We start from the raw sequence: 12,834 nt of genomic DNA, 5'->3' as shown, positions 1-12,834 counted from the left end.
GTCAGCGATCCGCGGTCCGGGTGAAGGGCACCGATTCCGGCGCGACCGCGCCGCCGGAGATGATGAAGCTCATCGCCTGGTCCACGCTCCAGTCGGTGGGCGTGAGCAGTTCCACCGGCACGATTTCCAGGTAGCCGGAGGTGGGGTTGGGGGTGGTCGGCACATACACCGCCGCCAGTTCGCGACCGGTGCCCTGTTCCTTGATCACGCGGGTGACCAGGCCGACCGACTTCATGTCCCGATGCGGGAAGTCGATCAGCACCACGCGCTGGGTGCTGCCCGGCTGGGTCTGCAGGATATCCAGCAGCTTGCGCGCGCTGTCGTAGACCACGCTGGCCAGCGGAATGCGCCGCATGACCGCTTCGAACCAGCGCAGCAGGCGCTGGCCGATCACGCGCCGGCTGAGGATGCCGACGAACAGGATTGCTGCCACCGTGGCAACCAGGGCGATGCTGTTCTGTACCCACAGCGCCTTGATCCAGCCCAGTTCGTCCGGAAACGAGGCGGCGATGCGTTCGGACAACGGCACCACCCAGGGGCTGCTGATACCCGAGAGCAGCGCGAAGACGAACTTCACCACCACCCAGGTCAGCCAGACCGGCAGCAAGGTGAGCAACCCGGTCAGGAAGACGCGTTGCAGGGAAGGGCGGGCGTGCGGAGTGGGGGATTCGGACATCGGCATAGTGTAGGCATTCGGCCGCGCTCGGTGGAGGTGGGGCGGGGATTGGGGAGTGGGGAGTGGGGAGTGGTAGAAGCGCGGCACTGTGTGGCGTACTGGTGCAACCAGTGGTTTCAGAGGCAACGGCAACGTAAGGGCCTGGGCACAGAACGCCGGGTAGGTTGAGGCGCGGGCAAAAGCAAAAGCAAAAGCAAAAGCAGATGGTGGGCCGCTTCCTTCTCCCGCCGGGAGAAGGTGGCGCGTAGCGCCGGATGAGGGTACGGCCGCCGCTGATCTCTGGGACCAGGCTCTTCCAACTGCGCTGCCTGAAAACCGGCCGGCCGTCGCCCGGACACTGCGCGGATTTTTCGCCCAATCGGCTGTCGCTGTTTTGCCTGCTGAAGGAACACGATGTCGATACGTGGACGTGTCTTCGTCCACCCATCGCGGGGCTACGCCGACGGCAGTAAGATGCCCGGCTTCCCGCCGAAAGCGCTGTGCATGCTTGCCAAGTTCCTCAAGACCGCCTTGCTCGGTGGTTGCATCCTGCTTGCGGTATTGGCGGCGCTGTATGCCGTCTCCCAACGTTGGCCCATCCCCGATGCACAGCGGCAGGCGCTGGCGCAGCTGCGTCAACCGCTGCCGCCGTTGCGTGGGGCCAATCTGTTCGCGGCGCTGTGGTCGCTGTCCTATGCGGTTCCGGAAGCGCAGCGCGAGACCGTGCTGGCCAAGGACGTGGCGCGGTTGAATCGGCAGCCGCAAGAAGTGCCGTTTCAAAGTGCCGCAGCGGACTATCCGCGCCTGCCACGCTGGCCATCCACCGCGCCGGCACTGTGCAGGGCCAGCGCAGGTGGATGCCTGCAGCGCGTGCGTGAACAACCGCAGGCCTATGCCGATGCACTGGCCACGCAGGCGCCGATGTTGAGCAGGATGCGGGCATTGGCGAACTACAGCGACTACCGCAGCCCGTTCCGGCCACGCGCCGATATGGCGGTGCCCGAGCTGCCGCGGATGCCGCTGTCGATGACGGCCAGCGCACTGGACTTCGTCCAGGGGCGCACCACCCAGGCCCTGAGCGATGTCTGCAGCGACGCGCAGGTTGCCCGGGTGCTGCTGCGTAGCGGCGACAATCTGGCGATCACGATGATCGGTGCGGCGATGCTGCGCGGCAATGCGCAGTTGTTCGCCGACATGCTGGCCGAGCTACCGATGCAGGCGCCGCTGCCGGCGCGGTGCGCCGCGGCGTTTGCACCGGCGGCGATGGAAGAGATCTCGCTGTGCAATGCGCTGCACGGCGAATCGCGGATGGTGTTTTCGATGCTGCAGAACGCGTCCGTGCAGGATGGCGATCGCGCCTGGCTGGATCGCATCTCGCCACGGCTGCTGGATCGCGAGCGCACCCAGGCGCTGCTGGCACCGACCTTTACCTGGGCCTGCAGCGCACCGGTGCGGGCAGTGCTGGCGCAGGATCGGGCGCTGCCGCCGGGCATGGTGGCAACGCCCGACACGGCCACGGTGGCCTGCGTGGCCAATGCCACCGGCTGCCTGTTGGCGAATGTGGCGCATCCGGACTATGCCAATTACCAGCACAGGCTGCAGGACACTGCCGCGGCGCTACGCACGGTGACGGCCCTGCTGTGGTTGCGCGATCGTCCGGCCGACACGAGGCCGCTCGCGCAGCGACTGGCCGAGCTGCCGCCCGCGCTGCGCGGGCAGGCACGCCCGCTGCAGGCCGATGGCGACGGCAAGCATCTGAGCATCGCTCGGTATGCCAGAGGCGAAGAAGATGCCGGAGACGATCGCTGGCCAATGTCAGCCAGCCGGCTTGCGCTGGAGCCCACGGGCATTGCGATCCAGTAGCGGCGCAAGGCGTCACCGGCGCTGCGCAGCCCTCTGGAGCGCGGTGCTACTCGCCCCGGTCCGCCGGCAGCGGCCCTGAAGGTTCATCAGCGAATCCGTGCGATCATCCAAGGCGTGCAAGACGTGCGCGCCGCGGTCATCGCAGCAACGGCATTCCATACGCTGAAAAGCAACATGCCGCGCCCCTGACAGGATGCGGCATGGAGACGGGTCGCCACGCAAGCGCGCAGCAGAACGAAGCGGTGCGCACAGGCGCGCCGGGCGCATGCTCAGAAGCGGAAGTTCAACCAGCCCATCACGAAGGTCGAATCGCCGTAGCCGGCCTTCTCCAGTGCCGGACCGGCCATCAGGTGCTCGGCGCGGAAGGTCACCGACCAGTTCGGGTCGATGTTCCAGGTAGCGTTGATGCGCGGCATGGTGCCGATGCGACGCTCGCCGGTGCTCTGGGTGCGCGCGTAGGCACGCGCCTGGTTGTTGTAGATCGCATCGCTGGTGGTCTGGCGCCACAGGGTTTCCCACTCCAGGTTCACCGTGAGCTTGGGCGTGGGCGAGAAGGTGAAGGTCGGGGCGGCGGTGACCAGGTTCACCGGGCCGAAGAACGTGGCCCAGCTGAAGTAGATCGTATTGCCGTACAGGAAGTTGTTGTTGCGCAGCGTGCCGGTGCCGGACGTGCCGCCGCCGCCGGAGGCGATTTCGCTGTGGAAGCCCAGGCGCGGTTTCCAGCCGGTGTCGCTCAGCGACCAGGCGTTGGAGGTGCTGGCCATGTAGGCGCGCAGATCGCGGCCACCATAGCTGCCGCGCTGCACCGTCACGAACGAATCGGTGCGCAGCTTGCCCACGTTGCCCCACAGCCGCAGGCCGTAGTAATTGCGGTGTTCTTCGGCGGTCTGGCGGCCCCATACCTGGTTGTCGTTGCGGAACTGATAGAAGAACGGCTCCAGGTACATCGGCTTGGCGGTCGGCAGGCGATAGCCGCCGACCACGCCGCGGAAGTGCCGCGAGCGGTCGATGCGGTCGTCGCCCAGGCCTTCGGTGCCGTCGAGATTGAAGTTCAAGTCGAACACGTCCACCCGGGTCTTTTCGCCGATCGCCCAGGCGCGCGTGCCGTTGAAGGTCACGAAGATATCGGTGTTGTCGCGCAGCGCCATCAGGGTGGTCGGGCCATCGACGAACACCTGACGGCCGATCCGCAGGCCGGTATCGGCGCCGCCGATGTTGCCCTTCACGTCGAAGAACACCTGCTGCAGGATCGCGTTGTTCTCCTGGGTGCCGGTCTTGGCGCCTTCGTTGCGCCCGTCCAGGCTGCCGTGCGCCAGTTCGGTATACAGACGGAAGTGCTCTCCCACGTGCAGATCCGCACCGAAGAACGCACGGAACAGGTACTGCTGCTGCGAGTGGCTGCCGGGAATCAGCCCCGGGTTGGTGATGGTGTTGCTGCGCACGCGCAGCTCGTTGCTGAGCGAGACGTAGACATCGCCGTCTTCGCTGAGCGGGATGTATTTGAGCGGGTCGAACGGGCTCTTGCGCTTGGACCGATCCTTCAGATACGACCAGTCTTCGGCCCAGCGCACCTGCCACATGTTGCCGCCCTGCTTGGCACCCCAGCCCTGGGCTTCCTGCGGATAGCCCTTGGCGGTGGCCGGCGCAGCGGTGACCGGTGCCTTGGCGGGCTCGGCCACCGCCTGTTCGGCATTGGCCGGGGCTGGCTGCGCCTGCGCCAGAGCAAGGCCCGGCAACGCCAACCCGATCGCGAGGCACAGGCGCCGTGTGGCACCAAAGGAAGTGTCAGCCGTGGCCAGCTGCGCCAAGCGTGTCAGTTGCATCGTGTCGCCCTATCGAAAAGTGAAAACCACCTGAGCGAGTTTTAACGGCACAGGGGGCGTTGACTGTAGTGGAGCCTCGGCGGAAAGGCAGTAACCCAAAGGTTCTAAGCTCATGAACCGGCTCGGGAATCGAACGCGACAGGGGCGGGAGCGGGGATTCGGTGGAGGGATTGGCTACAGCGGATGGCATGGGCCTTGTGCGTCTGTCAGCGGCCGAGTTTGCGCTGCAGCTTGTTGCCAGGCCACTGCGCCGTCAGCTGCCCAATCCCGCAGTGACCAATCTCGAATCCCACCCCCACTCCCAGTCCATGACTACCAGCACATCCGCTATACCAAACTTCTACATAGCATTGCCTTCAACCTAACAGGAGACGGCGATGAGCGAGCTGGATGCCCATCTGAAGAAGTTCCAGAAGGAACTCAGTGCCGGCACGGTGTCGTTGGCCTTGCTGGCGGTGCTGGCCCAGGCCGGGGAGCCGCTGTACGGCTATCTGATCGCCAAGCGACTGGAAGGTCTGGAAGGGGTACTCAGCGGCAAGCAGAGCGCGTTGTACCCGGTACTGCGCAATCTGGAAGGGGCCGGATTGCTGCAGAGCCATGTCGAGCCGTCGGCCTCCGGGCCGCCGCGACGCTATTACCGCATTACCGACAGCGGGCGTGACTGCCTGCGCGACTGGACCGCCGCCTGGCGAGCCACCCGTGATTCCGTTGATTCCGTGCTGGAGGGGACTCACTCATGATGACGACCGCACACCCACGTCCGTTGCCGACGACCATTCCCGATTACCTGATGCAACTGCGCCAGGCGCTGTCCGGCGCCGATCCGGCGATGATCCAGGACGCGCTCTACGACGCCGAAGAATATCTGCGTGCCGAACTGGCAGAGCAGCAGGGCAAGAGCGAAGCCGATGTCATTGCGGGTGTGGCCGGCAGCTACGGCGCGCCCGAGGAAGTGGCCGAGATCTACCGCGAAACCGAAGTCACGGTGAGCCGCGCGCTGCGCCCGCCGCTGCCGCCCCGGCGCAGCTCGTGGCTGGGCAAGTTCTTCGGCGTGGCGGCCGACCCGCGCACCTACGGCGCGTTGTTCTACATGCTGCTGTCGCTGGCCACCGGCATCTTCTATTTCACCTGGGTGGTCACCGGTGCCAGCCTGTCGCTGGGATTGTTGATCCTGATCATCGGCGTACCGCTGTTGGTGGTGTTCTTCGGCTCGGTGCGGGTGCTGTCGCTGGTGGAGGGGCGCGTGGTGGAAACCTTGCTGGGCGTGCGCATGCCGCGCCGCCCACAGCATCCCGGCGCGCAAGGCGGCTGGCTGCAGCGCATCGGTGCGATGTTCACCGACGCGCGCACCTGGAGCACGATGCTGTACTTCCTGCTGATGCTGCCGCTGGGCATCGTTTACTTCACCGTGTTCATCACGCTGCTGTCGCTCTCACTGGGGCTGGCCGCGTCACCGGTCATCGCGTTGTTCGACCACACGGCGGTGCTGACCTGGGATGGCGTGGACATCACCAGCTCCTGGCTGACGTTGCCCTTGTTCGCGGTGGGCGCGCTGTTGCTGTTCGTCACGCTGCATCTGGCGCGCGCCTTCGGCAAGCTGCACGGCATGTTCGCCAAGCATCTGTTGGTCAAGAGCGGCGATGCTGCCGCGTGATGTGCGGCGCACCGGCTGTGCACGCCAGGCGCCGACGCCAGGCGACGACGGCCAGCCTGGCTGCGACCGACTGCGCTGTCCGCCGCTGGCGTTGACACAAAAAAATCCCCGGGCGTGTCGGGGATTGTTCTCTCGGATCAGGCGCGTTTGCCGCGCTTGCGGATCGGGGTGACGGTAGCCGGGTCGCGGCTGCCCACCGGGTCGGCATCGTAGCGGGCGATGAACTCGCGCACCTGCGGGTACACCACCTCGCGCCAGCGACGGCCGCTGAAGATGCCGTAATGGCCGGCGCCTTCCACGACCAGGTGGCGGCGGTGCGCCGCATCGATGCCGGTGCACAGATCGTGTACGGCTTCGGTCTGACCCAGGCCGGCAATGTCGTCCAGTTCGCCTTCGATGCTGAGCAAGGCGGTATTGCGGATCGCGGAGGGCTTGACCAGCTGGCCGTCCACCTTCCACTTGCCCTGCGGCAACAGGAACTCCTGGAACACCACGCGGATCGTGTCCAGGTAATACTCCGCCGGCATGTCGAGCACGGCGTTGTACTCGTCGTAGAACTGCCGGTGCGCCTGCGCATCCTGCAGGTCGCCCTTGACCAGGTCGGTGTAGAAATCCCAGTGCGACATCACGTGCCGGTTGGGGTTCATCGACAGGAAACCGGCGTGCTGCAGGAAGCCCGGATACACCTGGCGGCCGTGGCCCGGGTATGGGAACGGCACGGTGTGGATCAGGTTGTTCTGGAACCACTCGATGCCGTTTTCGGTTGCCAGGTTGTTGACCTGGGTCGGGCTGCGACGCGCATCGATCGGGCCGCCCATCATCACCAGCGAGCGCGGCGTGGGCTCGTCGTTGCTGGCCATCAGCGACACCGCGGCCAGCACCGGCACGGTGGGCTGGCAGACGCTCACCACATGCAGGCGCTCGGCGCCGATGTGGCGGATGAAGTCCTGGATATAGGTGATGTAGTCCTCGAGCCGGAACGCGCCAGCTTCCAACGGCACCATGCGCGCGTCCACCCAGTCGGTCACATAGACCTTGTGGTTGCGCAGCAGGGTGCGCACGGTATCGCGCAGCAGGGTGGCGTGGTGGCCGGACAACGGCGCCACCACCAGCACCGCCGGCTGCTCCTTCATCTTGCCGATCAGCTCGACGTGATCACTGAAACGCTTGAAGCGCAGCAGGCGGCAGAACGGCTTGCTCAGCACCTCGCGCTCGATGATGGGCAGCGAATGGCCGTCCACTTCGACATCGTCCAGCGCCCAGGCAGGCTTCTCGTATTCCTTGCCCAGCCGGTGGAACAGCTCGTTGCTGGCGGCCATGCGTTCGGCGCCCGGGAGCGAGGCCCACAGGCTGTCGGGGTCGGAAAACATCTTGGCGTTCGCCTGGGCCTGATGCACCCAGGGGGCTAGCAGATTGCGGGTCAGCTCATGCAGTTGATAAAGCATTCCACCCATCCGTGCGGTTTTGCTGCCGCGCAGCATACCGGGTTTGGCGCATTTGCACCTTAATGGGGCTGCGGATGGTTGAGGCTGTCATACGAAATATGGCAATAGGCCTGCCGTGGAAGGGACCCCTTATCTCTTGGCGATCTGCCAGATTAGGCGTCGAGAGCCGGCGTGGTCGACCGATAGCCCACAGGTCTGAGTGACCGCGGGAGAGCGAGGTCGCCACGCCGGAATCTCCTGGCAAACGCCCGAACAGTTGCTCGAGTAGGCGCTCGTAACGATAAGGCTGGGCTGCACAGGAGAGCTCTCGACCCTTATCTCTTGGCGATCTGCCAGATTAGGCGTCGAGAGCCGGCGTGGTCGACCGATAGCCCACAGGTCTGAGTGACCGCGGGAGAGCGAGGTCGCCACGCCGGAATCTCCTGTCAAACGCCCGAACAGTTGCTCGAGTAGGCGCTCGTAACGATAAGGCTGGGCTGCACAGGAGAGCTCTCGACCCTTGGAGCATAGCGGAGTTATCCATGAACGACAGTGCAGGAATCGATGTCTGCAAGCAGTGGCTGGATGTCCATATTCACCAGCTGCGTCAGGGGCGGCGCTTTGCCAACAACGCAGCGGGCCTGCGCCAGGTGTGCGCCTGGCTGGGATCCATGGAGCTGCATCAGGTGGTGCTGGAGGCAACCGGCAACTATGAGCAGATGGCGCTGGACGCGTTGCATGCGGCCGGCCTGCCGGTGGTGCGCATCAATCCTCGGCAAGGGCGCGACTTTGCCCGGGCAACCGGGCAACTGTCCAAGACCGATCAGCTGGATGCACGGGTGCTGGCGCAGATGGCAGCAGTGCTGAGCTTGAGGCGCTATCAGCCGCTGGAGGACTGGCGCCGGAGGTTGCGCGCCTACCAGCAGCGCCGCATGCAGGTCCTGGCGCTGGTGCAGCAGCAGCGCCAGCAGGTGTCCCAACTGAGCGATGCGTGGCTCAAGGAGCAGGCGCACTGCGGTTTACGGCAATGGCAGCAGCAGTTGAGTGAATTGGACGCGCGCATTGCCCAGCAGGTGGCTGCACGTCCGGAGCTGGAGGTGCTGCGTCAGGTCAAAGGGGTCGGCCCGGTCCTGCTGGCGAGCCTGGCGGCGCAGTTGCCGGAGTTGGGCCGCTTGACCGGCAAGGCGATCGGCAAGCTGGTCGGGGTGGCGCCGCTGGCACGCGATAGCGGCCTGATGCGCGGGGTCCGCCACATCTGGGGTGGACGGGCCTGCGTGCGCCAGGTGCTGTACATGGCGACGCTGGTGGCGGTGCGCTTCAACCCGGCACTGCGCGACTTTTACCAACGGCTGCGTGAGCGCGGGAAGGCCGCCAAAGTGGCCCTGGTCGCGGCAATGCGCAAGCTGCTGGTCATCCTCAACGCCAAGATGCGAGATCAACTGGCGGCTGACGCCGCCGGTTGATCAAGACAGTTGCTCTCCCTGCGGGAGAGGGGTTGGGGTGAGGGTACGGAGCGAAGCTACACGCATTGCATGCTTCAAGCAGCCAACACACGGCAGAAAAGCTGCCTGTCTTCACGGCACGGGCGAAGCAGTTCTCCTCAACCGCGCTCCAACGACGACGCCTCATCGGCCAGCTGCGGCGACAACCAGCAATGCGATCCCAGCGCGGTGAAGCCCACGCTGCCAAAGCGCTTGCGATACCAGCGCGCCGGCCGTGGCTGGAAGCCGTCGTGGTCGCCTTCGAACGCATCTTCCTGCGCAAAGGTCTCCAGGAAGGCGACGCCCGCACACAGCTCGGCCAGCCCGGGCAGTCCCTGGTTGAATTCGCGGGTGGGCACGTAATGCAGGACGTCCGAACAGATCAGCAGGTCCACCGGTGCGCAGGGGCGCAGCCAGGCGAAATCGCCGAAACGGGCCGGATGGATCTGGCGGCTGCGGCCATAGCGCTGCACGGCGTAGGCGCTGCTGTCGAAGCCCAGGTAGCTGAGCCTGGGGCGCAGCGCCAGCAGCGGCGCACGCCATGCGCCTTCGCCGCAGCCCACGTCCAGCACGCTGCGGATCGGGCGCTCCAGGTGGTACTCGGCCTGGGCGACAGCCAGTGCGACCTTGCGTCGCAGGCGCGCCGGGTCGGCCAGGCCCGCGTTGCGGTACCAGCGGGTGAAATAGGCGGCGTCGTACTGTTTGTGATCGGGCGTGGACATGTGTGAGGCGCTTTCGCGGCCTTGGATAGGTGAAAATGCGGGCCATCCTACGCGAGCCAGTGGAGCCAGCGCATGACCTTGTATCTGTGGATCAAGACCTTCCACCTGTTGTTCGTCATCGCCTGGATGGCCGCGGTGTTCTACCTGCCGCGCATCCTGGTCAATATCGCCGAAGCCGGTAGCGACACCGCGGTGCGCGCGCGCCTGGTGCTGATGGGGCGGCGGCTGTACAAATTCGGCCACAGCATGCTCGGCTTGGCGCTGCTGCTGGGTGCGGTGCTGTGGCAGGGCTACCGGGTGATTCCGGATTTCCCGACGATGGTGGCCGGCGGCTGGCTGCACGCCAAGTTGTTTGCGGTGGCCTTGATTCTTGCCCACTACATCGTGTCCGGCCGCTGGGTCAAAGGCGCCGAACAGGGACGTGGCGTGCCCGGTGGTCGGGCCCTGCGTTGGTTCAATGAAGTGCCGGTGATCCTGCTGGTGGGCGTGATCTGGCTGGTGTTGGCCAAGCCGTTCTGAGCCACGCCACAGCAAGGTGACGCAGGCTTGCTGGACTCGCTGTGGACATCATCGAGCGCCAGGGCGTGGAGGCCAGCTCGCCGACGGTAGCTTCGGCATCGCAAGCGCAGAAACCGCCTGCTCAGACAGGTTCGCGATGGGCGTGCGCAGTCATGCCTCGGCGTGTCGCGTTCATGCAGTGACGGTGAAATGGATCAGCTGCATCGACACGCACGTCGATGCAGCCGCGAGCGATGCGGTGCGAAGCGAGCGCGTGGCAGCCGTGGTGGGTTACGCGTCGTTGCGCTGTTGCTCGAGATGCACGGCCAGATAGCGCTTCTGGTGCCCGGCAAATCCCTTTTTGCCGTACAGCGCGTAAATTTTCCCGAAGACAGCGCGCGCACCCGCTTCATCCCCGAGCTGCAGCAGTGCTTCGCCTTCGGTCATCAGCACCAGATGGTCGGTGTGATCCGGGTCGTCGTACATCAGCGCCATCACCTCGATCCACTGACGCACGTTGTCCTCGTCGCGCAGATCGGCGTAGTCCTTCACGAAACTCGCCGACAGGCTTTGCGGGTAGTAATCCCAGGCCTGTTTGGGCTCGGGGATCAGCGCCCAGGCCTGCAATCCGAGGGCCAGCGAGTCCGCAATGGCGCCGCTGCGAAACGCCTGCGCCGACAGCTCCAGCAGATGGTCGATCTCGGCCTTCAGGCCTGCCTCGATGTCGGGTTTTCTGGGCATGCTGGTCGCCTTGGTCGCGCGGGGCTGCTCGAATGCGCGTCGCGTTCGTTGTTGCCAGATGACCCCTGGAGCGGCCGGCGATTACGCGCCGGTGTCCAGCTCGCGCAGACCCTTGCGTGCCAGGTCGACCCAGGCGCGTTGCTCGCGTTGGTAGTGCTTGGGCGACGCGGCGGCATGCCGCAGCACCTGTTCGTACATCGCCTTGGCCTGGTCGCTGCGTGCGGTGCGCTGCAGCAGCTGCGCATAGCGCACGCGCGCCTCTTCGCCGGGATAGCCCTGCGCCAGCGTTTCGTACTCGTGCAGCGCGGCATCGATGTCGCCGCTGTCTTCGACGGCACGCGCATACAGCAGGTGCCCGTCGTGCGAACGAAAGCCGGGGTTGGCCGCGATCAGGGCATCCAGGGTCTGCCGCGTCTGCTGCGGCTGGCCCAGCCCGAACTGGGCCTTGGCCAGGCCCAGCATCAGGTGCGGATCGTCGCGATACAGCCCGCGCAACGCGCCCTGGTAATGCTCGGCGGCCTGCGCGTAGTCGCCGCGGGCCAACAGGCTCTCGGCGAGCTGGCGACGATTTTCCGGAGTGTCGGCCACATCCAGGCGGCGCGAGGCATCGCGTTGTTCGCGCTGCGGGTCCAGGGTGTTGCGCACGCGCTTGAGGCTGCGGCGCGCGTTGGGGTCGTTGCGCAGGTCCGGGATCACCGCCACGAACACGTAGACCAGCACCGCCAGCAGCGAAAACGCCAGCAGCAGGAAGATCCAGTACAACGGGCGGCCGCTGCGTACGACGTGGACGCAGCAGGCGGCTTGCAGCAACAGCGAGATCAGCAGGAGTGGGGTCATGCCTGGGAGTCCTTTCCAAGGCCGCGCAGCTGGCGCGGCCGGTCATCGTGCACGCGGATCAATGCCCCTCGTAGGCACCGTAGCTGCGCAGGCGCTCGTAGCGTTGCTGCAGCAGGGTTTCCATCGGGATCTTTTCCAGCGCGTCCAGTTCGTTGAGCAGGACCGCCTTCAGGCGCTTGCCCATCTGTTCTGGATTGCGATGCGCGCCGCCGGTGGGTTCGCGGATCACCTTGTCGACCAGGCCCAGGCCCTTCAGGCGCTTGGCGGTCAGGCCCAGCTGTTCGGCGGCGTCCTTGGCCTTGGCCGCGTCCTTCCACAGGATCGAGGCGCAGCCTTCGGGCGAAATGACCGAATAGGTGCCGTATTCCAGCATCAGGGTGCGGTCGCCCACGCCGATCGCCAGCGCACCGCCGGAGCCGCCTTCGCCGATCACGGTGCAGATCACCGGGATCTTCAGCTCGGCCATTTCGAGCAGGTTGCGCGCGATCGCTTCGGACTGGCCGCGCTCCTCCGCGCCGATGCCCGGATAGGCGCCGGGGGTGTCGATGAAGGTCAGCAGTGGCAGGCGGAAGCGTTCGGCCAGCTTCATCAGGCGCAGCGCCTTGCGGTAGCCCTCCGGACGCGGCATGCCGAAGTTGCGTGCCACCTTGGTCTTGGTATCGCGGCCCTTCTGGTGCCCGATGATCACCACCGGGCGGCCATCGATGCGGCCCAGGCCACCGACGATGGCCTTGTCGTCGGCATAGGCGCGGTCTCCGGCCAGTTCCTGGAACTCATCGCAGATGGTGCCGATGTAGTCCAGCGTGTACGGGCGCTGCGGGTGGCGCGCCAGCTGCGAGACCTGCCAGGCCGACAGGTCGCGGAAGATCTGCGCGGTGCGCACGCGCAACTTGTCGCGCAGCGCGCGGACTTCGGTCTCCACGTTGACTGCAGGCCCGGTACTGGCCTTGCGCAGCTCCTGGATCTTGGCTTCCAGATCGGCGATGGGTTGCTCGAAGTCGAGGTAGTTAGGATTCATGCAATGGCGTCGTCAACGTAAGGCGGGGAGTGTAGCTGAAGCGGTGTGGCTGGCCCGTACGCAGCCGTTCGGAGGCGGGGATTGGGGAGTCGGGATTCGGGATTCGCTAGAGCAGTAC

General features: G+C 65.8%; 12 protein-coding genes. 5 read left to right on the top strand and 7 right to left on the bottom strand.

The annotated features are described in order from the left end of the window. Position 1 precedes the first annotated feature (1 nt). The gene (locus tag ACCQ05_RS14545) at positions 2 to 676 is read right to left on the bottom strand and encodes a DUF502 domain-containing protein (protein ID WP_104539714.1); all 675 of its coding nucleotides are present in this window, start codon (positions 674 to 676) and stop codon (positions 2 to 4) included. Between the two features lie 483 nt (positions 677 to 1,159). Here ACCQ05_RS14545 and ACCQ05_RS14540 point away from each other — a divergent pair, with 483 nt between their 5' ends. After that, positions 1,160 to 2,518, top strand: a complete 1,359-nt coding sequence (locus tag ACCQ05_RS14540; RefSeq protein ID WP_372391081.1) for a hypothetical protein — start codon at positions 1,160 to 1,162, stop codon at positions 2,516 to 2,518. Positions 2,519 to 2,787: 269 nt separating this feature from the next. Here ACCQ05_RS14540 and ACCQ05_RS14535 read toward each other — a convergent pair whose 3' ends face one another. Continuing rightward, positions 2,788 to 4,341: an alginate export family protein gene (locus ACCQ05_RS14535; RefSeq protein WP_372391079.1), complete on the bottom strand. Its 1,554-nt coding sequence runs from the start codon at positions 4,339 to 4,341 to the stop codon at positions 2,788 to 2,790. A gap of 377 nt (positions 4,342 to 4,718) precedes the next feature. Between ACCQ05_RS14535 and ACCQ05_RS14530 the strand changes: the two genes are divergently transcribed. Together ACCQ05_RS14530 and ACCQ05_RS14525 are read left to right on the top strand one after the other, a co-directional pair. Beyond that, positions 4,719 to 5,081 (top strand): PadR family transcriptional regulator, encoded by a 363-nt coding sequence (locus ACCQ05_RS14530; RefSeq protein WP_167394456.1) that lies wholly within the window; start codon positions 4,719 to 4,721, stop codon positions 5,079 to 5,081. After that, the gene (locus ACCQ05_RS14525; RefSeq protein ID WP_372391077.1) at positions 5,078 to 5,995 is read left to right on the top strand and encodes a sensor domain-containing protein; all 918 of its coding nucleotides are present in this window, start codon (positions 5,078 to 5,080) and stop codon (positions 5,993 to 5,995) included. Before ACCQ05_RS14530 ends, ACCQ05_RS14525 begins: the two co-directional genes overlap by 4 nt. 137 nt (positions 5,996 to 6,132) lie before the next feature. On the opposite strand, the gene ACCQ05_RS14520 is transcribed toward ACCQ05_RS14525, so the two are convergent. After that, the gene (locus ACCQ05_RS14520; RefSeq protein ID WP_208800490.1) at positions 6,133 to 7,476 is read right to left on the bottom strand and encodes a polyhydroxyalkanoate depolymerase; all 1,344 of its coding nucleotides are present in this window, start codon (positions 7,474 to 7,476) and stop codon (positions 6,133 to 6,135) included. 485 nt (positions 7,477 to 7,961) lie between these two features. On the opposite strand from ACCQ05_RS14520, the gene ACCQ05_RS14515 reads away from it, so the two are divergent. Further along, complete coding sequence (locus ACCQ05_RS14515; RefSeq protein WP_372391075.1) at positions 7,962 to 8,882, top strand: IS110 family transposase; 921 nt, start codon at positions 7,962 to 7,964, stop codon at positions 8,880 to 8,882. Positions 8,883 to 9,019: 137 nt separating this feature from the next. On the opposite strand, the gene ACCQ05_RS14510 is transcribed toward ACCQ05_RS14515, so the two are convergent. Beyond that, positions 9,020 to 9,622 (bottom strand): methyltransferase, encoded by a 603-nt coding sequence (locus tag ACCQ05_RS14510; protein WP_372391073.1) that lies wholly within the window; start codon positions 9,620 to 9,622, stop codon positions 9,020 to 9,022. A 72-nt stretch (positions 9,623 to 9,694) separates the two neighbouring features. On the opposite strand from ACCQ05_RS14510, the gene ACCQ05_RS14505 reads away from it, so the two are divergent. Then, the gene (locus ACCQ05_RS14505) at positions 9,695 to 10,141 is read left to right on the top strand and encodes a HemJ family protein (RefSeq protein ID WP_372391070.1); all 447 of its coding nucleotides are present in this window, start codon (positions 9,695 to 9,697) and stop codon (positions 10,139 to 10,141) included. Between the two features lie 270 nt (positions 10,142 to 10,411). Here the strand turns inward: ACCQ05_RS14505 and ACCQ05_RS14500 are convergent, their stop codons facing one another. From ACCQ05_RS14500 to ACCQ05_RS14490, 3 genes are all read right to left on the bottom strand, one after another. Continuing rightward, positions 10,412 to 10,861 carry a hypothetical protein gene (locus ACCQ05_RS14500; protein ID WP_372391068.1) on the bottom strand — a complete coding sequence of 150 codons (450 nt, stop codon included), beginning with the start codon at positions 10,859 to 10,861 and terminating at the stop codon, positions 10,412 to 10,414. Between the two features lie 81 nt (positions 10,862 to 10,942). Beyond that, complete coding sequence (locus ACCQ05_RS14495; RefSeq protein ID WP_228962381.1) at positions 10,943 to 11,698, bottom strand: tetratricopeptide repeat protein; 756 nt, start codon at positions 11,696 to 11,698, stop codon at positions 10,943 to 10,945. Positions 11,699 to 11,756: 58 nt separating this feature from the next. Next, a complete protein-coding gene (locus tag ACCQ05_RS14490; RefSeq protein WP_228962382.1) occupies positions 11,757 to 12,716 on the bottom strand; it encodes an acetyl-CoA carboxylase carboxyltransferase subunit alpha in 960 nt (319 codons plus the stop codon). Positions 12,717 to 12,834: the final 118 nt, after the last annotated feature.

The organism is Xanthomonas sp. NCPPB 3582, from assembly GCF_041475735.2.
Lineage (GTDB): Bacteria > Pseudomonadota > Gammaproteobacteria > Xanthomonadales > Xanthomonadaceae > Xanthomonas > Xanthomonas codiaei.
Note: the sequence above shows the minus strand (reverse complement) of the source record. Positions and strands in the feature narration are given on the sequence as shown.

Excerpts from the sequence above, each read along its gene's own strand:
- ACCQ05_RS14545 (WP_104539714.1), bottom strand. The coding sequence starts at position 676 with ATGTCCGAATCCCCCACTCCGCACGCCCGCCCTTCCCTGCAACGCGTC.
- ACCQ05_RS14540 (WP_372391081.1), top strand. The coding sequence starts at position 1,160 with ATGCTTGCCAAGTTCCTCAAGACCGCCTTGCTCGGTGGTTGCATCCTG.
- ACCQ05_RS14535 (WP_372391079.1), bottom strand. The coding sequence starts at position 4,341 with ATGCAACTGACACGCTTGGCGCAGCTGGCCACGGCTGACACTTCCTTT.
- ACCQ05_RS14530 (WP_167394456.1), top strand. The coding sequence starts at position 4,719 with ATGAGCGAGCTGGATGCCCATCTGAAGAAGTTCCAGAAGGAACTCAGT.
- ACCQ05_RS14525 (WP_372391077.1), top strand. The coding sequence starts at position 5,078 with ATGATGACGACCGCACACCCACGTCCGTTGCCGACGACCATTCCCGAT.
- ACCQ05_RS14520 (WP_208800490.1), bottom strand. The coding sequence starts at position 7,476 with ATGCTGCGCGGCAGCAAAACCGCACGGATGGGTGGAATGCTTTATCAA.
- ACCQ05_RS14515 (WP_372391075.1), top strand. The coding sequence starts at position 7,962 with ATGAACGACAGTGCAGGAATCGATGTCTGCAAGCAGTGGCTGGATGTC.
- ACCQ05_RS14510 (WP_372391073.1), bottom strand. The coding sequence starts at position 9,622 with ATGTCCACGCCCGATCACAAACAGTACGACGCCGCCTATTTCACCCGC.
- ACCQ05_RS14505 (WP_372391070.1), top strand. The coding sequence starts at position 9,695 with ATGACCTTGTATCTGTGGATCAAGACCTTCCACCTGTTGTTCGTCATC.
- ACCQ05_RS14500 (WP_372391068.1), bottom strand. The coding sequence starts at position 10,861 with ATGCCCAGAAAACCCGACATCGAGGCAGGCCTGAAGGCCGAGATCGAC.
- ACCQ05_RS14495 (WP_228962381.1), bottom strand. The coding sequence starts at position 11,698 with ATGACCCCACTCCTGCTGATCTCGCTGTTGCTGCAAGCCGCCTGCTGC.
- ACCQ05_RS14490 (WP_228962382.1), bottom strand. The coding sequence starts at position 12,716 with ATGAATCCTAACTACCTCGACTTCGAGCAACCCATCGCCGATCTGGAA.